Here is a 23118-nt window from a genome sequence, read left to right on the forward strand (position 1 = left end):
ACCTATTTAGGTGTGCCGGGCGCGAGTTGAACCACCGGCGCACCGTCCCCCGGCCAGCTCTTCACCATGATCTCGCGCCGCGGAACCGGGATCTCGATGCCGTTGGCCTTGAACAGATCCCATAGCCGGTTGAGCACGTCCGACTTCACATTGCCCACGCCCCCCTCGGGATCGCTGATCCAGGCGAGGATCTCGTGCTCGACGGCATAGTCGCCGAAGCTGGTCAGCCAGACATTGGGCTTGGGGCTGGTCAGCACGCGCGGGCTTTCTACCGCGGCCTGCAGCATCAGCTGCTGGGCGAGCTTGAGGTCGGTCTCGTAGCCGACGCCGACGGGAATGCGGACGCGCACGTTGCGGTCGGAGAAGGACCAGTTCTCCACCTCCTGCGTCATCAGATTCTCGTTGGGGATCAGATGCTCCTTGCCGTCGCGGGTGATCACGCTGACCGCGCGCACGCCGATCTTGTTGACCCAGCCGAAGCTGTCGCCGACGACGATCACATCGCCCGGCTTGATCGAACGGTCCATCAGCAGGATGATTCCGGCGATCAGGTTGCCGATCGTTTTCTGCAGGCCAAAGCCGATCGCGAGACCGAATGCGCCCGAGAACACCGCGAAGCTGGTGAGGTCGATCCCCAGCAAATCGATGCCGAAGAAGAAGGCGATGACCACCACGACGATGCTCGCGATCTTCTGGAACAGCAGCTTCTGGGTGGGGTCGAACCCGCGCGCCTGCCCGATCGAATGGCCGATGATGCGGTTGGCGAGGCGCGCGCCGGCATAGAGCGCGACTGCGGTGACGAGGACCGTGACCAGCGCGAGCAGCGAGAGGCGGCGGCGGCCGATGCTGATGCCGATCCGGTCGAGCGTGTCGGTGATGACGTTGAACCCGCCGATCGCATGGCTGAGGATCGCGATGAAGACGATTCCCGCGGTTAGCCATGCCACCCAGCGCGGCGTATGCAGCCCGCGCAGAAAGACGAGCGTGAACATTGCTGTTGCCGCCCCCAGGGCGATGCCAAGCAGCAGCGCGGCGAACCCGCCCCAGGGCGCGGCATTGGCGAGGATCGCGAGCAACAGCGCCGCAGCGCCATGGCGTACGATCGTGTGCATGCGATGCGCCAGCCCCTCGGCATGCGAACCGACGCGCTGCTCCCACAGCCGCGCGAGCACCGGCCCAAGCCGCTTTCCGCTGAGCCAGCCCGCCGCGAGCGCGAGAATGGCGAGGCTGCCGGCGACCGCACCTTCGATCAGCTCGGCATTGGTCGGGAGATGCACCCCGTTCGCGGTGAGCCAGTTGGCCAGCGCGGGCGGGATCAGGGGAGTCATTGCGCCGCCCGGAACCGGTCGAGCCCGGCGGCGAGATCGGCGATCAGATCGGCGGTATCCTCGAGCCCGATCTGGAGCCGCACCGCCAGCCCCTCGGCCTCCCACGGCACCGCGGTGCGGATGCGATCGGGATCGACGGGAATGGCGAGGCTCTCGAACCCGCCCCAGCTATAGCCGATGCCGAAATGCTCCAGCCCGTCGATCAGCGCGGCGCGCGCCGTCTCGCTGCCGCCGCGCAGGATGAAGGTGAACAGGCCCGATGCGCCCTTGAAGTCGCGCAGGAAGAATTCATGGCCGGGGCAGGAGGGGAGAGCCGGGTGAAGCACCCGGGCGACCTCGGGCCGGGTCTCGAGCCAGCGCGCGATCTCCAGCGCCGCCTCGCCGTGATGCTTGAGGCGGACGGCCATGGTGCGAAGGCCGCGCGCGCCGAGCCAGGCATCGTCGGGGCTTGCGGTCTGGCCGAGCTGGAAGCTGGTGGCGCGGAGCTGGTGCCAGTATTCGTCGGTCGCGGTGACGCTGCCCAGCATCACGTCCGAATGGCCGACGACATATTTGGTGCAGGCGAGGATCGAAAGGTCGATGCCCTTCTCGATCGCCGGGAACAGCAAGGGCGTTGCCCAGGTGTTGTCGAGCAGCGTGACCACGCCGCGCGCCTTCGCCGCGGCGACGATCGCGGGCACGTCCTGCACCTCGAAGGTGAGGCTGCCGGGCGTCTCGAGGAAGATCGCGCGGGTCTTGTCGGTGATCAGCCCGGCGATGCCGCCGCCGATCATCGGATCGTAGAAGCGGGTGGTGACGCCGAAGCGCTTCAGGAAGCCGGTCGCGAAGCTGCGCGTCGGATCGTAGACGCTGTCGGCGAGCAATAGCTCGTCGCCCGGCGAGAGCACCGAGAGCAGGGCGGCGGAGACCGCGGCGACGCCCGAGGGGTAGAGGAAGGTCGCGGCGGCACCCGGCTCGAGCTCGGTCAGCGCCTCGGCGAGGCTCCACTGCGTCGGCGTGCCGCGGCGGCCGTAGAACAGCCGGTGATGCGTGTCGCGCCCGGCATTGGCGCGCAGCTCGGCGACATTGTCATAGAGGATGGTGGAGGCGCGCCACACCGGCGGGTTGACGATGCCCTGCGTCCACTCCTTCCGCCGCCCGGCACCGACGACCTTCGTCCCGTCGCCCTTGCTCATGCTGCGCCCGTCGCCTTGGGGGTGGAGGGATCGGCGCCCCATTCAGTCCAGCTCCCGTCGTAGAGCGCCGCAGGGTGGCCGAGCAGGTGGAGCGCGAAGGCGGGCACGGCTGCGGTGACGCCCGAGCCGCAGGTGGTGACGACCGGCCGCTCAATCTCGATCCCCTCGTCCTCGAACAGCAGCCGCAGGCTCGCCGGGTGCTTCCAGCTGTTGTCGGGATTGAAGAAGTCCCGTTGCGGGATGCTCGCGCTGCCCGGGATATGACCGGACGCCACGCTCGGGCGCGGATCGGGCTCGCTGCCGTTGAAGCGCGCGGTCGAGCGTGCGTCGACCAGCTGCTCGGCGCGGCTGTCGAGATTCGCGCGGACCTGATCGAGCGTGCGCACCCCGGCGGGGTCGAACCTTGCCGTCAGCGTCCGCGGCACCGGGCTGGCGGCCCCGCGCTCGAGCGTGCGCCCCTCCGCCTTCCATTTGACGAGGCCGCCGTCGAGCAGCGCGGTGGCGATGCCGAAGCTGCGAAACATCCACCAGGCGCGGGCGGAGGTGTGATGCGGCGAATTGTCGTAGAGCACGATGCGGTCGCCGTCCCCGACGCCGAGCGCGCCGACCTGCGCCGCGAACTGCTCCGCCGAGGGCAGCATGGTGGGCAGCGGGCTCGCGTGATCGGCGATGGCGCTGATGTCGAAATGCACCGCGCCGGGAATGTGCCCGGCCGCGAACTCGGCGGCTGCATCGCGCTCGTCCGCGGGAAGGAACCAGGTGGCGTCGAGAATGCGGAGATCGGGGGCGGAGAGCTCGTCTGCGAGCCATTGCGTGGTGACCAGAGCGTCCATTTCCCCTTGGTAATCCGCCATTCTTGCCGCGTCGAGTTTCCAGATGGGATCAGAAGCCCTAAATGGCGCGCATGAACCCCAAGCATCTCGGCCAGCAGAGCGCGCTTCCGGCCTCCCCCGAAGAGGCGGTGCTCGATTACGTCCCCAACCCGCGCGCGGGCACCGACTATCTGGTGCGCTTCGCCGCGCCCGAATTCACCTCGCTCTGCCCGATCACCGGGGCGCCCGATTTCGCGCACCTCGTGATCGACTATGTGCCGGGCGACACGATCGTCGAATCCAAGTCGCTGAAGCTGTTCCTCGGCAGCTTCCGCAACCACGGCGCATTCCACGAGGATTGCACCGTCGGCATCGGCCAGCGGCTGTTCGACGAGATGAAGCCCAAATGGCTTCGCATCGGCGGCTACTGGTATCCGCGCGGCGGCATTCCGATCGACGTGTTCTGGCAATCGGGCGCGCCGCCGGAAAGCGTATGGATCCCCGCGCAGGACGTTCCGGGCTACCGCGGGCGCGGCTGAACGCCTGATTAACGCGCTTCATCGCTGACTCTCAATGTTGCATTGCAACAACGCTGCAACCATATTGAAATCTCGACGTTGAGGAGAAGAACGGCGGCGCTGCCGCCTGATCCATGCTATTCAAGCGAAGGGATTTTTTGGGATGGCGCCACCCACGGACCTGCCGACTCGGATCGATCACATCGCGCTGATCGGGAACTTCCTTCCACGCAAATGCGGCATCGCCACCTATACGACCCACACCTATGCCGCGCTCAAGGCACGCTTCCCCGACACGCGGGTCGATGTGTGGGCGATGGATGATCACCCCGGCCGCTACGCCTATCCCCCCGAAGTCACCGGATCGATTGCCCAGCACGAGCGCTCGGCCTATCTCGATGCAGCGGGCAAGATCGAGGATTCGGGCGCGCAGGCGATCTGGGTGCAGCATGAGTACGGCATCTTCGGCGGCGCTGCGGGCGAGCATCTGATCACGCTGCTCGAGCGGACGACGCTGCCCGTCATCGTCACGCTCCACACCGTGCTGGAGAATCCGAACGACGACCAGCGCCGGGTGATGGACGCGCTGCTGCGCCGCGCCGCCCGCGTCATCGTGATGGCCGACAAGGGATGCGAGATCCTGCGCCGCGTGCATGGCGTCGATGTGCGCAAGCTGGCGATGATCCCGCACGGCGTGCCGGACCGCCCGTTCGCCGACCCCGCCGCGTTCAAGCCGCGCTTCGGCTGGGAGGGGCGTCAGGTGATCCTGACCTTTGGCCTGCTCGCGCCGAACAAGGGCATCGAGACGGTGATCGCGGCGATGCCCGTGGTCGTCGCGCGCCACCCCGATGCGCTCTATGTCGTGCTGGGGGCGACGCACCCCAATCTCGCCGAGCGCGAAGGCGAATCCTATCGCGAGCGGCTCCAGGCGCTTGCCGCCGAGCTGGGTGTCGAGCGCAACGTCGCCTTCATCGACGGCTTCGTCGAGCAGGAGGAACTGCTCGACTATCTTCAGGCGGCAGACCTCTACGTCACGCCCTATCTCAATCCTGCGCAGATCACCTCCGGCACGCTGTCCTACGCGGTCGCGGTGGGCAAGCCGGTGATCTCGACTCCCTATGTCCATGCGACCGAGATCCTTGCCGAGGATCATGGCGTCCTGGTGACCGCAGGCGACAGCGCCGGCTTCGCGCGGGCGATCACGGGATTGCTGGAGGACGACAGCCGCCGCGAAGCGCTCGCGCAGCGCGCCTATGCACGCGGGCGGACGATGATCTGGCCCCGGCTCGCGGAAGCGGCGATGGAGCAGATCGCCGCCGCGCGGCTCGCCCGGCCCAAGCGGATCGCGGCGGTCGCTCCTACGCCCGCCTTCGAGCCGCTGAAGCCGGATTTCCGGGCGGTGGAGCGGATGAGTGACGCCACGGGCATGTTCCAGCATTCGATCCTGTCGGTGCCGGACCGGCGCCACGGCTATTGCATCGACGACAATGCCCGCGCGCTGATCCTGATGCACCGCATCGACCCGCTCGACGAATCGGTGCGGGACCGCTGGACCAGCATCTACGCCGCCTTCGTCCAATATGCGTGGAATCCGGACAGGCAGCGCTTCCGCAACTTCATGACGTTCGACCGCAACTGGTGCGAGGAAGCGGGATCGGAGGATTCGAACGGGCGCACGCTATGGGCGCTGGGCGTCACCGCATCGGAGGCGCGCGACGCCAAGTATCGCGACTGGGCGCGCATGCTGTTCGACGAGACCGCGGCGATGAGCTTCGACTTCGGCAGCCCGCGCGCGCTGGCCTTCGCGATGCTGGGCGCCGCGGCGATGGCGGAGGCATATCCCGGGCACATCCTGTCGCGCCGCATGCTCGACCGGTTCGGCGGCGAGCTGATGGCGCTGCTCGCCGAATCGCGGCGGCCGGAATGGGAATGGTTCGAGATCGTGCTCGCCTATGACAATGCGCGCCTGCCCGAAGCGCTGATCCGCGCAGGCACCGCGATGGGCCGCCGCGACCTGATCGCGTGCGGGCTCAAGACGCTCGACTGGATCGACGCGCGGCAGACCGCGCCGGATGGCGGGTTCCGTGCGATCGGCACCGACAGCTTCGGCCGGCCCTATGCCGACCCGCTGCCGTTCGACCAGCAGCCGCTGGAGGCGCAGGCGACGATCGACGCGTGCCTCGCCGCATGGGAGGCGACCGGCGCGCAGCGCTGGGCCGATGCGGCCGTCCGCGCCTATCGCTGGTATCTGGGGCAGAATGATCTGGGCCTGCCGCTGGCAACCGCACGTGACGGCGGCTGTTTCGACGGGCTGACGCCGGGCGGGGTCAACCGCAACCAGGGCGCCGAATCGATTCTGGCTCTCCAGCTGGCGAGCTGCGCGATTTCGGCTCTTTCAAAGCGCGCGGAAATCGTGGCAGGACCGCAACGAGCCGTCGCATAAGGCTGGTCTTTGACGGCAGGTTCGTGTTCCCGGGGGCTGAATGCTCGACCTGTTCCAACACCCGCTACGCCTTCGCGCAGATCCATCGCGCGTGGTGGTGCGCCCCTTCCACATCGCCTGGGCCGCGGCGAACGGCGCACCGAGCCGCACCGAACGGCTGGTGCAGGCGGTGCTCGACATGTCTCCCGCCGAGGCGCGCGCGCAGCTGGAGGTGGTGCTCAAGGATTTCGAGGCGCGCCACTGGCAGACGCGGCGCGTGTTCATGACGCGCTATGACGAGATCGAGGTGCAACTCGGGCTCGACGGCAGCACCATCGGGGACGAGAAGCGTCAGCTGATCGGCGCCTATTTCTGCCATGAGTACAGCTATGCCGCCGCCGCGCTGATGAACCCCAGCGCGGTGCCGCATTACGACCAGTCGGGCATGCCCAAGGGCAGCTTGCGCATCCTGATGAGCCTGCGCGCGGTGGGGGAAGGGCACATCTCCTCGGTCGCGTTCCGCGAGGGGATCATCACCAGCCAGAATGAGCTGACGCTGGCGCCCGAGCCGCCCTTCGCGACCGCGGCGGATGCGATCGGCGACGAGCTGGAGGCGCCCGAGGGGCCGGTGACGGTCTATCGCCACCGCGACTCCACCCTGTCGGGCACGTTGCTGTTCCCGATCACCAAGGCGCAGTCGAACGGGCTCGAGGACATGCGGCTGGTGCGGTTCAGGCATGACGACGGCAGCCATGAGTGGCTCGGCACCTACACCGCCTATAACGGATCGGTGATCCAGTCGGAGATGCTGCGCACGCGCGACTGGCGCGAGTTCGACCTGGTGCCGATGACCGGCAGCGCCGCGCGCAACAAGGGAATGGGGCTGTTCCCGCGCAAGGTGGGCGGCAAGTACATGATGATCGGCCGGCAGGACGGCGAGAACATCTTCCTGATCGAATCCGACACGCTCACGCATTGGGACGAGGGCGTGAAGCTGATCAAGCCGAAGTTCCCGTGGGAGCTGGTGCAGATGGGCAATTGCGGCCCGCCGATCGAGCTCGACCAGGGCTGGCTGATGCTGACCCATGGCGTGGGTGCGATGCGCAAATATTCGATCGGCGCGGCGCTGCTCGACAAGCACGATCCGTCGAAGGTGATCGGGCGCACCCGGGAACCGATCCTCGCCGCGGCGGACCAGGACCGCGAGGGCTATGTTCCCAATGTCGTCTATTCGTGCGGCGCGGTGCGCCATGGGGACAAGATCTTCATCCCCTATGGCGTGGCGGACAGCTCGGTCGCGTTCGCTTTCGTTTCGATCAAGTCGCTGCTGGCGGTGATGTAGGTTCCTTTATCGCCTTGCTTATAACCAGATAGGTTTCACGTGAAACGCCCGCGAGAGTCGCGGAAATGGGGGGTTTTGCGGGGGAGCAGGTGGCGGAAGGCGTGGGGTGGCGCGAGGCCAATGGAGAACATGTCGTGGACGATGTTTGGTTTTGCGCTCTTTGGATGTTCCGCGCTGCGGTGAGAAATGTCCCGGAGAGGGACGCGGAACCCAGAGAGGTGGCGGGGCGCGATTATCGCGTCCGGTGACGGAGGGGCGGATGCCAGAACATCGGCGGCTCGCGTCCTCGCCCTCCGTCAGCCTGCGGCTGACACCTCCCCCTTGCGGGGGAGGATTCTAGCAGGGGGCAGTCCGCCTATCCCTTGAACAGGCCGCCCAGGATGCCGCGGACGATGCCGCCGACGATGCCGGCGCCCGCACCGGTCTTCTTGCCGAAGATCGCCTTCGACACCTCACCCGCGACGGCGCGGCCGGCGGCCGAGGAGGCGGACTGGGTGGCGGATTTGATCGCGCGGTTCCACGGATTGTTCGCCGCCTCCCGTTCGGCCGCGCGCTGCGCCTGTGCTTCGAGCCGGGCCTGACGGTCGGCCTCGCGTTGCGCGGCGAGCCGCTGGCGCTCGGCCTCCTTGGCGAGGCGGGCATCCTCCTTGGCCTGCGCGGCTGCGGCCTTTTCGGCGTCGGTCGCGGCCTTGGCCTCGGCTGCTGCTGCTGCGGCTTCGGCGCCCTTGGCGGCGAGCAGCTCCTCGGCCGATTCGCGGTCGACCAGGGTATCGTATTTGCTGCCGACGATATCGGTGTCGATCAGCACCTTGCGCTCCTCGGGCGTGACCGGGCCGACGCGCGAGCAGGGCGGCTTGATCAGCGTGCGCTCGACCGGGGAGGGCGCGCCGTCGGCCATGAGCAGCGAGACCAAAGCCTCGCCGACCTTGAGCTCGGTGATCGCGGTCTCGACATTCACGCCTGGGTTGGCGCGGAAGGTTTCGGCGGCCGACTTGATCGCCTTCTGCTCGCGCGGGGTGAAGGCGCGCAGTGCGTGCTGGACGCGGTTGCCGAGCTGGCCGGCGACGTCCTCGGGGATGTCGATCGGGTTCTGCGTGACGAAATAGACGCCGACGCCCTTGGAGCGGATCAGGCGGACGACCTGCTCGACCTTGTCGAGCAGCGCCTTGGGCGCCTCCTCGAACAAGAGATGCGCCTCGTCGAAGAAGAAGACGAGCTTGGGCTTGTCGGGGTCGCCGACCTCCGGGAGGGTCTCGAACAGCTCCGACAGCAGCCACAGCAGGAAAGTGGCATAGAGCCGCGGCGAGGCCATGAGCTTGTCGGCGGCGAGGATGTTGACCACGCCATGGCCGTTGTCGTCGAGCTTGATGAAGTCGTTGATGTCGAGCGCGGGCTCGCCGAAGAAATGCGCGCCGCCCTCGCTGCGCAGCTGGAGCAGCTGGCGCTGGATCGCGCCGACGCTGGTCTTGGCGACGTTGCCGTATTTGGCGGTGAGCTCGTCGGCGCGCTCGGCGCAATGGACCAGCATCGACTGGAGATCGTCGAGGTCGAGCAGGAGCAGGCCGTCGTCGTCGGCGACCTGGAAGGCGATGGCGAGCACGCCCTCCTGCGTGTCGTTGAGGCCCATGAGGCGCGCGAGCAGCAGCGGACCCATTTCCGAGACAGTGGTGCGGACGGGATGGCCCTGCTCGCCGAACAGATCCCAGAACTGGACCGGGGCGGGGGCGTATTTCCACTCGGCGTCGCCGATCTCGGCGGCGCGGGCGGCGAACGCCTCGTGCGCCTTGGCGGTGGCGGAGCCGGCCATGCCGAGGCCGGAGAGGTCGCCCTTCACATCGGCGGCGAAGACCGGAACGCCGGCGCGGCTGAAGCTCTCGGCGAGTCCCTGCAGCGTCACCGTCTTGCCGGTGCCGGTCGCGCCGGCGATCAGCCCGTGGCGGTTGGCGCGCTTGAGCACGAGAGTCTGGCGCTGTCCGCCCCCCGCACCGGCCCCGATGAAAAGCTCCGTCTCACCCGTCATGCTGCGTTCCTCTTGTTCGGAGGCGCAGCATAACGGGGAAACGGAGCTCAGGTCAGCCGAAAATCAGTTGGCCAGATCGACCGCGAAATAGCCACCCTGGCCGCCGCGGCGCATGACGTAGAGCAGCACCTGTTCGGCCTTGGCGGCCCGCGCACGGGCGATCGCGCTGTTGAACTCCGCCGGGGTCGTCACCGGCGTGCGATTGACCGAGGTGATGACGAGGCCGCGGGCGATCTGCTTCGCCGCCGCGTCGCTCGCCGGATCGACGCCGAGCACGACGACACCCTTGGTCGAAGGATCCACGCCGATGCTGCGCGCGATCTGGGCAGTGAGGGCGGTGACGCTGATGCCGACCGAGGCTGCGCCCGTCTGAGCCTGGCCCTGGTCCCCGCCATCCGGCGCGTTGCCATCGGCATCGGGATCGAAGCCAGCCAGCTCCTCCTCCGAGGGGCGCGTCTCGGGAGTGAGACGGACGCTCATGGTCTTGCCGTCGCGAACCAGCTCGACGGGCACGGCGACGCCCGGGCGAAGGTTGGCCGAGAGGAAGGACAGGGTCTGATCGGGGGTCACGTCCTTGCCGTCGACCTTGGTAATCACGTCGCCCTGGCGGATGCCGGCCTTGGCGGCGGCGCCGCCCGGCACGACCGAGGCGATCAGTTCGCCCTGGCCCTTCTTCACGCCGAACTGCTTGATGAGATCGTCGGTCCACTGCTGGATCTGCACGCCGAGATAGCCGCGCTGGATCGATTCGCCCTTCATCAGGCGGTCGAGGATCGGGCGCGCCTCGGTCGAGGGAATGGCGAGGCCGATGCCGACATTCCCACCGGTCGGCGACAGGATCTGCGAGTTGATGCCGATCACATTACCGTTGAGATCGAACAGCGGGCCACCCGAATTGCCGCGGTTGATCGAGGCGTCGGTCTGAATGAAGCGGTCGAACGCGCCGCCCTGGCCGGTCACGCGATGCATCGCCGAGATGATGCCGGCCGTGACCGAGCCGCCGAGACCGTAAGGGCTGCCGATTGCGACCACCCAGTCGCCGACGCGGGCACGTTCGGAATCGCCGAGCCGAACGAACGGAAGGTTCGAACCCTGAATCTTCAGCACCGCGAGATCGGAGATGGGATCGCGACCGATCAGCTTCGCGGTGAACTCGCGGCGGTCGGCGAGCGTCACCTTGATCGATTCGACCACCGCGGTGCGGCTGCCGGCCGAGATCACATGGTTGTTGGTGACGATGTAGCCGTCGGCCGAGATGAGGAAGCCCGAGCCGAGTGATTCGGCCGGGCGAGTCACCGGGCGGCTACCCTGCGGGGGGCCGAACAGGTCGCCGAACGGCGTGCCCTGGAAGGGGTTGTTGGTCTGCAGCGTCACGCGCTGCGTGGTCGAGATGTTGACCACCGCGGGCTGGAGCTTGGACACCATGTCGGCGAAGCTCATCGGTGCGCCCGCGCGGGGTGCCGAGGCGCTGATCGTGCCGGGTTCATTCTGCGCGGTCTGCGCTCCGGCGGGGTTCTGGAGCACCAGTGCCGCACTCGCGCCGCCGATCAGCAGCGCGGAGGTGATCGCATATGCGTAGCGCACGGGGGAGGTTCCTTTGATTTTGCTTGGGGTCATCGGGCCTTTGCCGGGCTGGAGGTCAGTCATGTGGATTACTCGCCTAGGATAGCTGAACGGCGATTGAATATGAACGAACCGAAAGGCGTGGGGGTCCGTGATCGGTTCGCGGATTGTATCTCTATGCGAGACCCCGGTCCTATCCTCCCCCGCCTGGGGAGGTGGCGCGCGAAGCGTGACGGAGGGGGAGGACGCGAGCCGCCAATGGTCTGGGATCCGCCCCCTCCGTCAGCTGCGCTGACACAGTGCGAGGTCGGTCGTGCCCCCGGCACGACCTTGGATTGCCGGGGGCAATCCAACCTCGCACTCCCTGGCGGGGGAGGATCAGGATTGAACGCGCCACCGAGCGTTCGGACAAGTTCAGCGCCCCCGCCCGCGGAACTCGCGCAGATAGTCGTTGTCGGGCGACAGGATGATCGAGGTCTCGCCCTGCTTCTGTCGCGGATCGCCGATGAAGGTGGTGCGGTACGACTGCATCGCGCGCCAGAAATCGTAGAATTGCGGGTCCTTGTTGAAGCTGGCCGCATAGATCTCCGCGGCGCGGGCGTCGGCTTCGGCGCGGATGATCTGCGCGTCCTTCTGCCCGTTGGCGCGGATCGTCGTCGCTTCCTGCTCGCGCGCGGTGCGCATCCGCTGAAGCGCGGATTCGAGCGGGCTGCCGTTGGGCAGGTCGGCATGCTTGATGCGCACGTCGACGATCTGCACGCCATATTGGCTGGCATAGCGCTGCAGGCCGGCCTGGATATTGTCCATCACCGCGGTCCGCTCGGGGCTGAGCAGCGAGGCGAAGGGGCGCTTGCCGAGCTCGGCGCGAAGGGCCGAGCCGAACAGCGGCTCGAGCTGGTCGGCGACGCGGGTCTCGGTCCCCGCGGTCACCACCATGCGCAGCGGATCGACGACCCGGAAGCGCGCGAAGGCATCGACCTCGAGCCGCAGCTGATCGGTGGAGAGCACCGGCTGGTTCTCGAGCTCGATGTCGAGCACGCGCTTGTCCACCCAGACGATGCGCTGGATGAACGGCACCTTCGCGATCAAGCCCGCGCCGGTGGTGCGGCCGAACTGCTCGCCCGGCTGATACTGGTTGATCGTGCGGACCGGCTGCTCGAGCTGGAGGATCACCGCCTGCTTGGTCTCCGGCACGATCGAGACCGTGTTGAGCAGCAGGAACAGGATGGCGAGCGCGATGCCGCCGAACAGGACGGGGCGGTTGAGGATGCCGCTCACTGGGCGCCTCCCTGCTGCTGGCCTTGCTGGGCCTGTTGCCCCTGCTGAACCGACGGCTGCGTGCTTCCGCCGCGCGCGGCGGGGAGCGGGAGATAGGGGGTCACGCCGTTGGTCTCGACGATCGTCTTGTTGGACTTGGCCAGCACGGCCTCCATCGTTTCATAGTAAAGGCGGCGGCGGGTGACTTCGGGGGCCAGCTTGTACTGCTCGTAGATCTTGTCGAACTGCGCCGCCTGACCCTGCGCCACCGCGACGACCTGTTGCGCATAGGCGCGCGCCTGGTTGCGGTCGCCTTCGGCCGCCTGCTGCGAGGCGGTGACCTGCTTGAACGCCTCGTCCACCGCGCCCGGCGCCGAGGCGTTGCGGATCGAGACGCCCTGGATGCGGATGCCGCTGTTATATTCGTCGAGGATCGCCTGGGTCGCCTGCTGCACGCGCGCCTCGATCACGGTGCGGCCGGGGCCGATCGCGTCGTTGAGCGTGACGCCGGCGACCGCCGCGCGCATCGCGCTTTCCGCGGTGGCGCGCACGGTCTGCTCGGGATTGGCGATCTGGAAGACGTAATCCTCCGGGTTCACGATATCCCAGCGCACCGAATAAGCGAGGTCGACGATGTTCTGATCCTGGGTCAGCATCAGATTCTCGCCGCTGGTCTGCGGGAAATTCTCGGTGCGGATGGCCTGCACGTCGAGCTTCTTCACGCTGGCGATCGGCGCGGGCAGGGTGAAGCGCACGCCCGGCTCGAGCGTCGAGGAATATTTGCCGAAGAAGGCGACGACGCCGCGCTGCTCGGGCGCGATCACGTGGAAGCTGGTGAAGGCGATCCACAGCAGGAACAGGATGGCGATGCCGCCGACGATCACCGGCTTGCCCGGCATGCCGCCGGGGAAGCCCGGGCCGCCGCGGCCGCCACCGCCGCCGCCCCGGCGGGCGCGCTTCAGGAAATCGTCGAGGCTGGTGACGCTGCCGCGCCCGCCGCGCTTGCCTTCGGGCGGGAAGGCCCAGGGATTGCGCGGGCCGCCGGCATCATCGCCGCCGCCGCTTCCGCCGCCCTTGCCGGCGTCGCCGCCGTCATTGCCGCCCTTGCCGCCGCCCCACGGACTCTGGGGCCCTTTGCTCTCATTCGACAGCACGCCCCACAGTCCCGGGGCGCGCGCGATCCAACCGCTCAGTTTCGCCATGACTGTCTTTATAGGGGGCGATCCGCGGATTTACAGTGGCAGGAAACGAAACCTGTCCTATCTGCGCCGGCATGACCGAGAAAGCAGCGCTCGAAGCCGTTCTTGCCCCCGTCGCCGCAGGGCGCGCGACCGTGCGGGTGGAGGGCGCGCGGGCGAGCATCATCCTCGACGTGACCGGCCTGCCCGAAGCCGCGCAGGATGCGCTGGAGGCCGATATCCGCGCCGCGGCGGCGCTGCCGGGGATCGACGAGGTGCGGATCGCGCGGACCGCGCAGCGCGTGAGCCGCAAGCTGATCGCGGTGGCGAGCGGCAAGGGCGGGGTAGGCAAGTCGACCGTGTCGGCGAATCTCGCGATCGGCCTCGCCCGGCTGGGGCGGCGCACGGGGCTGGTCGATGCCGATATCTATGGCCCCTCGCAGCCCAAGATCATGGGGATCGAGGGCCGCAAGCCCGAGGCGCACGACAAGAAGCTGGTGCCGCTCGCGACCCCCTATGGCGTGCCGCTGCTGTCGATGGGCGGGCTGGTCGCCGAGGGGCAGGCGATCGCATGGCGCGGGCCGATGACCGCGGGCGCGCTGGGGCAGCTGGTCGACGCCAATTGGGGCGCGGCGGAGACGCTGGTGATCGACCTTCCGCCCGGAACCGGGGATGTGCAGCTGACGATGATCCAGAAGCACCGGCCGGCGGGGGCGGTGATCGTCTCGACCCCGCAGGACCTGGCGCTGATCGACGCGACGCGCGCGATCGACCTGTTCGCCAAGGCGGGGGTGCCGGTGATCGGCCTGATCGAGAACATGGCGGGCTATGCCTGCCCGCATTGCGGCGAGCTCTCCGATCCGTTCGGGCAGGGTGGGGCGGAGGCGGCGGCGGCGGCGCTGGGGGTGCCCTTCCTCGGGCGCATCCCGCTCGACATCGCGATCCGCACCGCATCGGATGCGGGCACGCCGCCCGCCGCGGGGAACGGGCCTGAGGCGGCGGCGTTCACTGCGATAGCGGCCCAAGTGCATGACTGGATCACCGCCCACGGAGGATGAGATGCCGCTGACCCGCGACGAGGATATCAAGGCGCTGCTGACAAGCGCGCGGACGATCGCGATGGTCGGCGCCTCCGACCGGCCCGACCGGCCGAGCTATGGCGTGATGCAGTTCCTGCAGGGGCGCGGATACCGGGTGATCCCGGTCAACCCGCAGATCGTGGGCGAGCATGTCCATGGCGAATATGTGTTCGGCGCGCTGGCCGATATCGGGGAGCCGATCGACATCGTCGACATCTTTCGCCGCCCGCTGGCCGCGGGCGAGGCGGTGGACGAGGCGATCGCGGCGGGCGCGAAGGCGGTGTGGATGCAGCTCCAGATCGTCAACCACGAAGCCGCCGAGCGCGCCGAGGCGGCGGGGCTCAAGGTGGTGATGGACCGCTGCCCGGCGATCGAGATCCCGCGGCTGGGTGTGGCGAGGGTTGACTAAGATCCTGATCCTCCCCCGTCAGGGGGAGGTGGCGCCGAAGGCGACGGAGGGGAGGACTCCTGCCGCTGGTTGGTCGCCGTCCGCCCCCTCCGACAGGCTATGCCAGTCACCTCCCCCTGGCGGGGGAGGATTGATCAAAGGTTGCCCAAGGCCGCGAGCAGGCGGCGCACGTCGCGTTCGTCGTGGTAGAGGCCGAAGCCGATGCGGAGCACGTCGCCGCGCACGTCGGTGACGATGTCCTGTGCCTCCAACGCAGTCTTCCATGCTGAGGCATTCGGTGAGCGCAGGGCGAGGAAGCGGGCGCGGGGATCGCCGCCGGGATTGAGCAATTGCACCTCGGCGAGCGGCGTCGCGGCGAGACCCGCCAGCAGCTGGTCGCGGAGCGGCGCGATATGCGCGTTGACCGTGGCGGTGGTGATGCCCTCGGCTGCGAGCATGTCGCGCACGGCGACGAAGCGGTAGAGGCCGGACGGATCGAAGGTCGAGCCCATGAAGCGCATCGCATCGGCGGAATAGCCGATCTTGCCCGGTGCCTTCTCCAGATCGGCGAACTCGGCATACCAGCCGGTGATCTCGGGCCGCGGGCCGAAGCCGGGCGGGCAGTGGAGGAAGGCGGCGCCTTCGCCCGCCATCGCATATTTATAGCCCCCGGCGACGTAGAAGATGCGATCGGCGACCGTTGACAGGTCGTTCTCGATGGCCATGAAGCCGTGATAGCCGTCGATCACCACCCACGGTCCGTCGGGGCGGGCGAGCGCGGCGAGATCGGTGAGGGCCAAGAACACCGCGCCGGTCTCGAACATCACCTGACTGACGAAGATAAGGTCGTGCGCGCCGGTGCGCGCGGCGGCGAGGAAGCGATCGGCGAAGCCCTCGCCATTGGGGACGATGTCGAGGCTGACGCGGCCCGATTCGAGCCAGCGTTGGGACTGGCGGCGGAAGCTGTGGAATTCGCCGTCGCTGGTGAGGATGCGGACGGGGCGCTCGGCGCGGGCGGAGACGATGCGGAGCAGCAGATCGTGCGTGTTGCCCGCGAAGACGATGCTCGATGGATCGGGCAGGCGCAGCTCGGCGGCGACCTCGCTCTGCGCAGCGGGGAGGATATCGCCCATCACCCGGCCCCATTTATGGTCGGCGAGGCGCGCGGCGTCTTCCCAGGCCGCCTGCTGGCCGAGCCACGAGGCATCGGGCCAGAGGTGATGGCTGTGCGCGGCGAAATGGAGCCGGTCGGGCGCGGCGGCGAGGGCGCGCTGGAAGAGGTGCTTGTAGCTGGTCATGACCATGGTCTCGCATCTCTATCCGTCATTCCCGCGAAGGCGAGAATCCATTCTTGTTGACCGATCGGATGGAGCCTCGACATCAGCCTCAATGGATCCCCGCCTTCGCGGGGATGACGAAGGTAAATGGGGACGGCGAAGGACGGCTTTCCGGCACTTACAGCAGCGTCCGCAGGCTCCACAGCTCCGGGAAGGCGCGCTTGGCCAGCGTCGATTGCAGATAAGGCACGCCCGGGGTGCCGCCGGTGCCCGGCTTCATGCCGATCACGCGGCTGACGGTGAGCACGTGCTTGTGCCGCCAGGTGGCGAGCGCGTCGTCGATATCGACCAGCTTCTCGGCGAGCTGGTAGAGCTCCCACCAGCGGTGCGGGTCACGATAGACCTGCGCCCAGGCGGCCTCGACCTCGGGGCTGGGCTGATAGGGTCTGGGCCAGTCGCGGGCGAGCGCGGCTTCGGGCAGGTCGAGCCCGGCGCGGGCGAGCGCGGCATTGGCCTCGTCCCACAGGCTGGGCCGGATGGCGAAGGCGGTGGTGAGCGGGCCGGGCACGCCGCCGCCGCGCAGGCCGAGCAAGGTCTCGACCGCGCGGAACTGGTCCGACTGGAAGCCGCTGGAGGAGCCGAGCACGCTGCGGAACGCGCTATAGTCGCTCGGCGTCATGGTGGTGAGCACGTCCCACGACAGGGTCATCACCGCCTGGATCCGGCTGATGCGGGCGAGGCCCTTATAGGCCTCGACCAGTCTGTCGCCGCGCACCAGATCGATCGCCGCCTCGAGCTCGGCGATGGCCTGCTTGAGCCACAATTCCTTGGTCTGGTGGATGACGATGAACAGCAGCTCGTCATGCTCGTCCGAGATCGGATGCTGGGCGGTGAGGAGCTGGTCGAGCGCGAGGTAGCGCCCATAGGTCATGTCGTCGCTCATGCCCGGGCCCGCGGTGAAGGGGGATGGTATCGCATGCAACGGTTCCTAGTGAGGCATCTGCGTCGAGGGAAGCGCCGTCAGCGCGTCGCGGCGGCGTAGCGATCGGCGATAGGGGCGAGCAGCGCATCGAGCGCGGCGCGGTCGCGCCAGATGCCGTGCGCCATCACCCCGAGCGGGGCGCGCAGCGTAGCGAGATCCTCGAGCGGGTTGGCGCGGGTGAGGACGAGATCGGCGCGGGCGCCGGGGGTGATGGTGCCGAAGGCCGGCTCGCCAGGCCGGGCGCGGGCGATGAACGCGCCGGCGTTGCGCGTGGCGGTGGCGAGCGCCTGATAGCGGGTCAGGCCCGCGGCTTCGAGCAGGGCGAGGTTGCGATGGAGCGAATCGCCGATGAACAGGCCGGGGATGGTCGGCGCGTCGGTGCCCGCGACCAGCGGCACCTCTGCGTCGGCGAAGGCCTTGGCGAGGCGGCTGAGGAATGCGGCGCGCGGCATCAGGCTGCCCCCGGCGCGGTCATAGCCCGAAAGCGGCCATTCGAGACGGTAACGCGGCGAGAGCAGCCGTGTTTCGGGCCGCGCGAGATAGGTGCCGGCCATCTCGGGCCTGCCGCGCTGCTCGGCGATCACGCCATAGGTGATGAGATCCGCGGCGACGAAGGCGTTGTGGCGCTTCACCATCGCGATCGCGCCGGGGATCGAGCTGTCGGGCGGGACGCGCTCGCCGGAATCGACATCGGGCGCGAAGAAGTGGCCGTAGATGAACTCCTCGGCATGCGCGACGAGGATCTGGCCGGCGGCGAGCTGGCGCTCGAGCCCGCCCATCGCGTTGACGGTGTGGCCGATGAGCGGGATGCCGAGCTCGCGGCCCGCGGCGGCGAGCGCGGCGAAGGCCTCGGGCGAGAGGTTGTTGTAGACCTTGATGAAGGCATAGCCGTTGGCGCGGGCGAGCAGCACCGCGGCGCGCGCTTCCTCGGCCGTGGTGACGAGGAGATGGCCGTAGCGTGGCGAGCCGTCGACCGCGAGCGCGGTGTAGATGTGCGGGGCGGGGATCGCGGCGGTGTTCGCGGCGATGCGGGTGCGGTTCGCGAAGGCGTTCGACGCCTCGCCCATGTGGAGGACCGCGGTGACGCCATAGGACAGGTAGATGGCGAGATCGTCGCGCGTCTGGACATGGGTGTGGAGATCGGCGAGGCCGGGGCTGAGCCACATGTTCCGCGCATCGATGCGGCGCGCATCTGCGGGGATGGCGATGCGCGGGCCGATCGCGGCGATGCGGCCGTTCTCGACCAGCACGGTCTGTCCGCGCAGCACGCGCTCGCGGTCCATCGGGACCAGGTTGGCGTTGACGAAGGCGATGCGGCTGGCGGGCTGGGCGGCAGCGGGCAGGGCGAGCGCGAACGTCAGGGACAGCATCAGGAGGACGTGGCGCCAGGCGGGCAGGCAAAGGGATCGCATGGGCACTGCCTAGCCCAGCGCAAGGCGGAGGCGACAGCGGAATTGCGCGGTGATGCCAGCGCGCAATTCCACCGCCGTGCGTCAGACCGTCACCACGATCTTGCCGACCTGCGCATTGCCCTCGAGATGGCGGTGCGCATCGGCGATCGCGTCGAAGGGAAAGACGCGGTCGATGCGCGGGCGCAACGTGCCGCTGGCGAGGCCGTCGAGCACGAAGGCCCTGGCCGCGGCGAGCTTCGCGTCGTCGTGCGTCGCTTCGTAGATCAGATAGCCGCGCACGGTGAGGCTGCGGCCGAGCACGTCGCCGACCGGGAGCGGAGTCGCGCGGCCATCGAGCGCCCCGTAGACGATCAGCATGCCGCGCTCGGCGGTGACCGCGGCGAGCTGAGCGAAGGCGGGGCCGCCGACCGGATCGAACACGACGCGCGCGCCCGCACCGCCGGTAATGCGGCGGACTTCGGCGGCGAGGTCCGCTTCGCCGGTGACAATGACATGCGTGGCGCCTGCCTCGTGCAGCAGACCGGCCTTGGCGGTGGTGCGGGTGAGCGCGACCGGCGTGGCGCCGATGGCGTTCGCGACCTGGATCGCGGCGAGGCCGACGCTGCTCGATGCGGCGGGAATCAGCACGGTCTCGCCTTCGCGCAGGCCCGCAGTGTCGATCAGCGCGCCCCAGGCGGTGCCATAGGCCATCCATACCGCCGCGGCGTCGGTCCAGCCGAGGCCCTCGGGCAGCTTCGCGACGGCGCGTGCCGGGGCGAGGACGACATCGCCGTACATGCCGTAGTCGTGATAGCTGAACGCCGGGATCACCGCGACGCGATCGCCGGGCGCGAGACCGGTGACGCCCGGGCCGACCGCTTCGATCACGCCCGCCGCTTCCGAGCCGAGCCGGGCGGGAAAGACGGGGTCGATGATGTAGCTGCCCGAGCGGTACATGCTCTCGGCGCGGTTGAGGCCGATCGCCTTGACCGCGATGCGGACTTCGCCGGCCGCCGGTTCCGGCACCTCGACCTCGACGATGCGCAGCACTTCGGGACCGCCGGTGCGATCGAATCGAACCTGTTTCGCCATGTTTCACTCCCTTGATGAAGCGCCGCGCCGGGGATCGGCACGGCGGGAGCGGGGGAGATGTGGGCGGGGCCGCAATTGAAAATACGGTAATCGGATTCACATAGTGCCCCGGATGTAACCGGGGACGGACATGCAGAAGCTGCGCGATTACGATCAGGTGCCGGGCTGCACCCTCTATGCCGCGCTCAACCTGATCAGCGGCAAATGGAAGGGAATGATCCTCTATCACCTGCTGCGCGGCACGTTGCGGTTCAACGCGCTCAGGCGCGAGCTCAACGGATGCTCGCAGCGCATGCTGATCAAGCAGCTGCGCGAGCTGGAGGAGGACGGGCTGGTCGAGCGGACCGTCTATGCGGTGGTGCCGCCGCGGGTGGATTATTCGATCACCGCGGAGGGGCGCGCGCTGGAGCCGGTGCTGCTCGGGCTACGCGATTGGGGCCATGCGTGGCTGAGCCGGCGCGACCTGACGGCGCGCGCCGACCATCTTGCAGCCTGAACGCGATCAGTCGCGCAGCAGCTCGTTGATGCCGGTCTTGCTGCGGGTCTGAGCGTCCACTGTCTTGACGATTACCGCGCAATAGAGGCCGGGACCGCCGTCCTTGCCGGGGAGCGTGCCGGGGACGACCACCGAATAGGGCGGGACGACGCCGCGATGGACTTCGCCGGTCGCGCGGTCGACGATCTTGGTCGAGGCGCCAAGATAGACGCCCATCGAGAGCACTGCGCCCTCGCCGACGCGCACGCCCTCGGCCACTTCCGCGCGCGCGCCGATGAAGGCGCCGTCGCCGATGATCACTGGATCGGCCTGAAGCGGCTCGAGCACGCCGCCGATGCCGACGCCGCCCGAGAGATGGACGTTCCTGCCGATCTGCGCGCAGCTGCCGACCGTCGCCCAGCCATCGACCATCGTGCCCTCACCGACATAGGCGCCGATGTTCACGAAGCTCGGCATCAGCACGACATTCTTCGCGATGTAGGCGCCGTGGCGCACGACGCTGCCCGGCACCTGGCGGAAGCCGGCGGCGCGGAAGCGGGCTTCGTCCCAGCCCGCGGTCTTGAGCGGGACCTTGTCGAAGCCCCAGTCGCCGTTCTGCGTGCCGATCACGTCATTGTCGTTGAGGCGGAAGGAGAGCAGCACGGCCTTCTTCAGCCACTGGTTGACCTGCCAGCCGTCAGCCACGGGCTCGGCGACGCGGGCTTCACCGCTGTCGAGCAGGTTGAGCGCCTCGGTCACCGCCTCGCGCACCGCGCCGGTGGTGGCGAGCGAGACGTTCGCGCGGTCTTCCCAGGCGGCGTCGATCGTGGCGGCGAGGTCGGTCATGCGTGCTCCAATATGGTTTCCAGCCAGTGGCGGATGTCGTGAGTGGTATAGTCGATATAGCTGCGGTCGGCATCGGGCGCCTGCTCCGAGCCGTTGTCGACCCAGATGGTGGTCATGCCGATCGCCTTGGCCGGGGCGAGGTTGCGCGCCATGTCCTCGACGAAGGCGGCGGTCTTCGGGTCGATCCGCCAAGCCTCGCACACGCTGCGATAGGCGTCGGGGTGCGGCTTGGGGGCATAGTTGCTGGCGTGGACGTCGTGGATCGCCTCGAAGCTCTCGGCAAGGCCGAGGCGGCCGAGCACCTTGCGGGCATAGGGTTCGTCGGCGTTGGTGAAGACGATCTTGCGGCCGGGCAGCTTGGCGATGGCGGCGGCGAGCGGGGCGTCATGCTCGAGCACGTCCATCTCGATATCATGGACGTCGGCGAGATATTCGTGCGGGTCGACGCCATGCTCGGCCATGAGGCCGGCGAGCGTGGTGCCGTGCGAGATGAACCAGCCCTTCTGTACGCGCCGTGCTTCGACGGGGTCGAGCTCGAGCAGGCGCGCGACATAGGCGCCGATGCGTTCGTCGATGCGCGCGAACAGGTCCGCGCTCTTGGGGTAGAGCGTGTTGTCGAGATCGAACAGCCAGGCGTCGATATGGGCGAGTTCGGCGCGCATCGTGCGGCGCGTTTAGGGGAGAGGGGCGAGGGAGGGAAGGATAGGATTCGTTGCCGTCGATCATTCCTCCCCTTCAGGGGAGGTGGCATCGCGAAGCGATGACGGAGGGGCCGCCCCGCAGAGGGCGGAATTTTGCCGAGCTGTTCACGGCCGTCTGCGCGGCCGCCCCTCCACCAGCCTGTGGCTGGTCCCCCTCCCCTGCAAGCAAGGGAGGAATTGATTGGCTCTAGGCAAGCCATCCTTGGCTAGCGGCGGCGCAGCTCGCTTCCCATCTCCCGCGCCATGACAGCCTATTCCCTGCTCGATCTCGTCCCGATCCTCGAGGGCGGGAGCGCCCGCCAGTCCTTCGCGAACGCGGCTGACCTCGCGAAACATGCCGAGGCCGAGGGGTTCAGCCGCTACTGGGTCGCCGAGCATCATGGCATGCCCGGGATCGCGAGCGCCGCTACCGCGGTGGTGATCGCACATGTCGGTGCGGCGACGCAGACTATCCGGGTGGGGGCGGGCGGGATCATGCTGCCCAACCATGCGCCGTTGGTGATCGCCGAGCAGTTCGGCACGCTCGACGCGCTGCTTCCGGGGCGGATCGACCTCGGCCTCGGCCGTGCGCCGGGGAGCGACCAGCGGGTGGCGCGCGCGCTGCGGCGCAACCTCGAGACCAGCTCGGACGCCTTTCCGCAGGATGTGGTCGAGTTGCAGAGCTATTTCGCCGATGACGGGCAGACCGGCATCCACGCCGTGCCCGGCGGCGGGGCGCGGCCCGAATTGTGGATCCTGGGATCGAGCCTGTACGGCGCGCAGCTCGCCGCGGCGCTGGGGCTGCCCTATGCCTTCGCGTCGCACTTCGCACCGGGGTCGCTGGACGAGGCGCTCGACGTCTATCGCCGGCACTTCCGGCCCTCTTCGGTGCTCGACAAGCCGCATGCGATGGCGGGGTTCAACGTGTTCGCGGCGGAGACCGACGAGGAGGCGGAGCTGCTCGCCACATCGATGCAGCAGGCGTTCGTCGCGCTGCGCACCACCGGGACCGGGATCAAGCTGCCGCCGCCGGTGCCGGGCTATCTCGACACGATCCCTGGGCAGGCCCGAGCGATGCTCGACCATGTCCTGTCGTGCACCGCGATCGGCGGGCCGGCGACGGTGCGCGAGGGGCTGGCGCAGTTCATCGCGCGGACGGGCGTGGACGAGGTGATGCTAGTCAGCTCGATCTACGATCACGGCGCGCGCAAGCGGAGCCTGTCGATCGCCGCGGCGGCGATGCGGGGGCTTTGAATCGGGTTTAACCCTCCCCCGCCAGGGGGAGGTGGCGCC

Annotated in this window: 20 protein-coding genes; 7 read left to right on the forward strand and 13 right to left on the reverse strand. The window is 68.5% G+C overall.

Annotation, left to right across the window (positions count from 1 at the left end):
* Nucleotides 1-2: 2 nt before the first annotated feature.
* The 3 genes from VGD28_RS14970 to VGD28_RS14980 are packed head-to-tail and all read right to left on the reverse strand — an operon-like array spanning nt 3 to nt 3336.
* Nucleotides 3-1328: a mechanosensitive ion channel family protein gene (locus tag VGD28_RS14970; protein WP_331029151.1), complete on the reverse strand. Its 1326-nt coding sequence runs from the start codon at nt 1326-1328 to the stop codon at nt 3-5.
* On the reverse strand, nt 1325-2503 hold the full coding sequence (metC, locus tag VGD28_RS14975) for a cystathionine beta-lyase (protein WP_331029152.1): 1179 nt from the start codon (nt 2501-2503) through the stop codon (nt 1325-1327). The genes VGD28_RS14970 and metC overlap by 4 nt, the downstream gene beginning before the upstream one ends.
* Nucleotides 2500-3336, reverse strand: a complete 837-nt coding sequence (locus VGD28_RS14980; protein WP_331029153.1) for a sulfurtransferase — start codon at nt 3334-3336, stop codon at nt 2500-2502. The genes metC and VGD28_RS14980 overlap by 4 nt, the downstream gene beginning before the upstream one ends.
* A gap of 71 nt (nt 3337-3407) precedes the next feature.
* Between VGD28_RS14980 and queF the strand changes: the two genes are divergently transcribed.
* From queF to VGD28_RS14995, 3 genes are all read left to right on the forward strand, one after another.
* Nucleotides 3408-3854 carry a preQ(1) synthase gene (gene queF, locus VGD28_RS14985; RefSeq protein WP_331029173.1) on the forward strand — a complete coding sequence of 149 codons (447 nt, stop codon included), beginning with the start codon at nt 3408-3410 and terminating at the stop codon, nt 3852-3854.
* A 142-nt stretch (nt 3855-3996) separates the two neighbouring features.
* Complete coding sequence (locus VGD28_RS14990) at nt 3997-6276, forward strand: glycosyltransferase family 4 protein (protein ID WP_331029154.1); 2280 nt, start codon at nt 3997-3999, stop codon at nt 6274-6276.
* 40 nt (nt 6277-6316) lie between these two features.
* Complete coding sequence (locus VGD28_RS14995) at nt 6317-7597, forward strand: glycoside hydrolase family 130 protein (RefSeq protein ID WP_331029155.1); 1281 nt, start codon at nt 6317-6319, stop codon at nt 7595-7597.
* A 355-nt stretch (nt 7598-7952) separates the two neighbouring features.
* On the opposite strand, the gene VGD28_RS15000 is transcribed toward VGD28_RS14995, so the two are convergent.
* The 4 genes from VGD28_RS15000 to VGD28_RS15015 form a co-directional block, all read right to left on the reverse strand.
* Nucleotides 7953-9617, reverse strand: a complete 1665-nt coding sequence (locus tag VGD28_RS15000) for a helicase HerA-like domain-containing protein (protein ID WP_331029156.1) — start codon at nt 9615-9617, stop codon at nt 7953-7955.
* Nucleotides 9618-9680: 63 nt separating this feature from the next.
* Nucleotides 9681-11201: a Do family serine endopeptidase gene (locus VGD28_RS15005; protein WP_331029157.1), complete on the reverse strand. Its 1521-nt coding sequence runs from the start codon at nt 11199-11201 to the stop codon at nt 9681-9683.
* Between the two features lie 393 nt (nt 11202-11594).
* Nucleotides 11595-12458, reverse strand: a complete 864-nt coding sequence (locus VGD28_RS15010; protein WP_331029158.1) for a protease modulator HflC — start codon at nt 12456-12458, stop codon at nt 11595-11597.
* On the reverse strand, nt 12455-13639 hold the full coding sequence (locus tag VGD28_RS15015; protein ID WP_331029159.1) for a protease modulator HflK: 1185 nt from the start codon (nt 13637-13639) through the stop codon (nt 12455-12457). The genes VGD28_RS15010 and VGD28_RS15015 overlap by 4 nt, the downstream gene beginning before the upstream one ends.
* A gap of 71 nt (nt 13640-13710) precedes the next feature.
* Here VGD28_RS15015 and VGD28_RS15020 point away from each other — a divergent pair, with 71 nt between their 5' ends.
* The gene (locus tag VGD28_RS15020) at nt 13711-14673 is read left to right on the forward strand and encodes an Mrp/NBP35 family ATP-binding protein (protein WP_331029160.1); all 963 of its coding nucleotides are present in this window, start codon (nt 13711-13713) and stop codon (nt 14671-14673) included.
* Between the two features lies 1 nt (nt 14674).
* Nucleotides 14675-15103, forward strand: a complete 429-nt coding sequence (locus VGD28_RS15025; protein WP_331029161.1) for a CoA-binding protein — start codon at nt 14675-14677, stop codon at nt 15101-15103.
* Nucleotides 15104-15237: 134 nt separating this feature from the next.
* On the opposite strand, the gene VGD28_RS15030 is transcribed toward VGD28_RS15025, so the two are convergent.
* The 4 genes from VGD28_RS15030 to VGD28_RS15045 form a co-directional block, all read right to left on the reverse strand.
* Nucleotides 15238-16380, reverse strand: a complete 1143-nt coding sequence (locus VGD28_RS15030; protein WP_331029162.1) for an aminotransferase class V-fold PLP-dependent enzyme — start codon at nt 16378-16380, stop codon at nt 15238-15240.
* A gap of 157 nt (nt 16381-16537) precedes the next feature.
* Nucleotides 16538-17302 carry a tryptophan 2,3-dioxygenase gene (locus tag VGD28_RS15035; RefSeq protein ID WP_331029163.1) on the reverse strand — a complete coding sequence of 255 codons (765 nt, stop codon included), beginning with the start codon at nt 17300-17302 and terminating at the stop codon, nt 16538-16540.
* A 77-nt stretch (nt 17303-17379) separates the two neighbouring features.
* Complete coding sequence (locus VGD28_RS15040) at nt 17380-18711, reverse strand: amidohydrolase family protein (protein WP_331029164.1); 1332 nt, start codon at nt 18709-18711, stop codon at nt 17380-17382.
* Nucleotides 18712-18834: 123 nt separating this feature from the next.
* Complete coding sequence (locus VGD28_RS15045; protein ID WP_331029165.1) at nt 18835-19824, reverse strand: zinc-dependent alcohol dehydrogenase family protein; 990 nt, start codon at nt 19822-19824, stop codon at nt 18835-18837.
* A 130-nt stretch (nt 19825-19954) separates the two neighbouring features.
* On the opposite strand from VGD28_RS15045, the gene VGD28_RS15050 reads away from it, so the two are divergent.
* Nucleotides 19955-20320, forward strand: coding sequence for a helix-turn-helix domain-containing protein (locus tag VGD28_RS15050; protein ID WP_331029166.1), 366 nt, complete (start codon nt 19955-19957; stop codon nt 20318-20320).
* Between the two features lie 6 nt (nt 20321-20326).
* Here the strand turns inward: VGD28_RS15050 and dapD are convergent, their stop codons facing one another.
* Complete coding sequence (gene dapD / locus VGD28_RS15055) at nt 20327-21145, reverse strand: 2,3,4,5-tetrahydropyridine-2,6-dicarboxylate N-succinyltransferase (protein WP_331029167.1); 819 nt, start codon at nt 21143-21145, stop codon at nt 20327-20329.
* On the reverse strand, nt 21142-21807 hold the full coding sequence (locus VGD28_RS15060) for a pyrimidine 5'-nucleotidase (protein WP_331029168.1): 666 nt from the start codon (nt 21805-21807) through the stop codon (nt 21142-21144). Before VGD28_RS15060 ends, dapD begins: the two co-directional genes overlap by 4 nt.
* 282 nt (nt 21808-22089) lie before the next feature.
* Here VGD28_RS15060 and VGD28_RS15065 point away from each other — a divergent pair, with 282 nt between their 5' ends.
* Complete coding sequence (locus tag VGD28_RS15065; RefSeq protein WP_331029169.1) at nt 22090-23079, forward strand: LLM class flavin-dependent oxidoreductase; 990 nt, start codon at nt 22090-22092, stop codon at nt 23077-23079.
* The last annotated feature ends 39 nt before the right edge of the window (nt 23080-23118 follow it).

Origin of the sequence: Sphingomonas sp. (genome assembly GCF_036402235.1) — a bacterium.
In the GTDB taxonomy this organism is placed as follows: Bacteria; Pseudomonadota; Alphaproteobacteria; order Sphingomonadales; family Sphingomonadaceae; genus Sphingomonas.

Coding starts and splice junctions, on each gene's coding strand:
- VGD28_RS14970 (WP_331029151.1), bottom strand. CDS start 1,328: ATGACTCCCCTGATCCCGCCCGCGCTGGCCAACTGGCTCACCGCGAAC.
- metC (WP_331029152.1), bottom strand. CDS start 2,503: ATGAGCAAGGGCGACGGGACGAAGGTCGTCGGTGCCGGGCGGCGGAAG.
- VGD28_RS14980 (WP_331029153.1), bottom strand. CDS start 3,336: ATGGACGCTCTGGTCACCACGCAATGGCTCGCAGACGAGCTCTCCGCC.
- queF (WP_331029173.1), top strand. CDS start 3,408: ATGAACCCCAAGCATCTCGGCCAGCAGAGCGCGCTTCCGGCCTCCCCC.
- VGD28_RS14990 (WP_331029154.1), top strand. CDS start 3,997: ATGGCGCCACCCACGGACCTGCCGACTCGGATCGATCACATCGCGCTG.
- VGD28_RS14995 (WP_331029155.1), top strand. CDS start 6,317: ATGCTCGACCTGTTCCAACACCCGCTACGCCTTCGCGCAGATCCATCG.
- VGD28_RS15000 (WP_331029156.1), bottom strand. CDS start 9,617: ATGACGGGTGAGACGGAGCTTTTCATCGGGGCCGGTGCGGGGGGCGGA.
- VGD28_RS15015 (WP_331029159.1), bottom strand. CDS start 13,639: ATGGCGAAACTGAGCGGTTGGATCGCGCGCGCCCCGGGACTGTGGGGC.
- VGD28_RS15020 (WP_331029160.1), top strand. CDS start 13,711: ATGACCGAGAAAGCAGCGCTCGAAGCCGTTCTTGCCCCCGTCGCCGCA.
- VGD28_RS15025 (WP_331029161.1), top strand. CDS start 14,675: ATGCCGCTGACCCGCGACGAGGATATCAAGGCGCTGCTGACAAGCGCG.
- VGD28_RS15030 (WP_331029162.1), bottom strand. CDS start 16,380: ATGACCAGCTACAAGCACCTCTTCCAGCGCGCCCTCGCCGCCGCGCCC.
- VGD28_RS15035 (WP_331029163.1), bottom strand. CDS start 17,302: ATGAGCGACGACATGACCTATGGGCGCTACCTCGCGCTCGACCAGCTC.
- VGD28_RS15040 (WP_331029164.1), bottom strand. CDS start 18,711: ATGCTGTCCCTGACGTTCGCGCTCGCCCTGCCCGCTGCCGCCCAGCCC.
- VGD28_RS15045 (WP_331029165.1), bottom strand. CDS start 19,824: ATGGCGAAACAGGTTCGATTCGATCGCACCGGCGGTCCCGAAGTGCTG.
- VGD28_RS15050 (WP_331029166.1), top strand. CDS start 19,955: ATGCAGAAGCTGCGCGATTACGATCAGGTGCCGGGCTGCACCCTCTAT.
- dapD (WP_331029167.1), bottom strand. CDS start 21,145: ATGACCGACCTCGCCGCCACGATCGACGCCGCCTGGGAAGACCGCGCG.
- VGD28_RS15060 (WP_331029168.1), bottom strand. CDS start 21,807: ATGCGCGCCGAACTCGCCCATATCGACGCCTGGCTGTTCGATCTCGAC.
- VGD28_RS15065 (WP_331029169.1), top strand. CDS start 22,090: ATGACAGCCTATTCCCTGCTCGATCTCGTCCCGATCCTCGAGGGCGGG.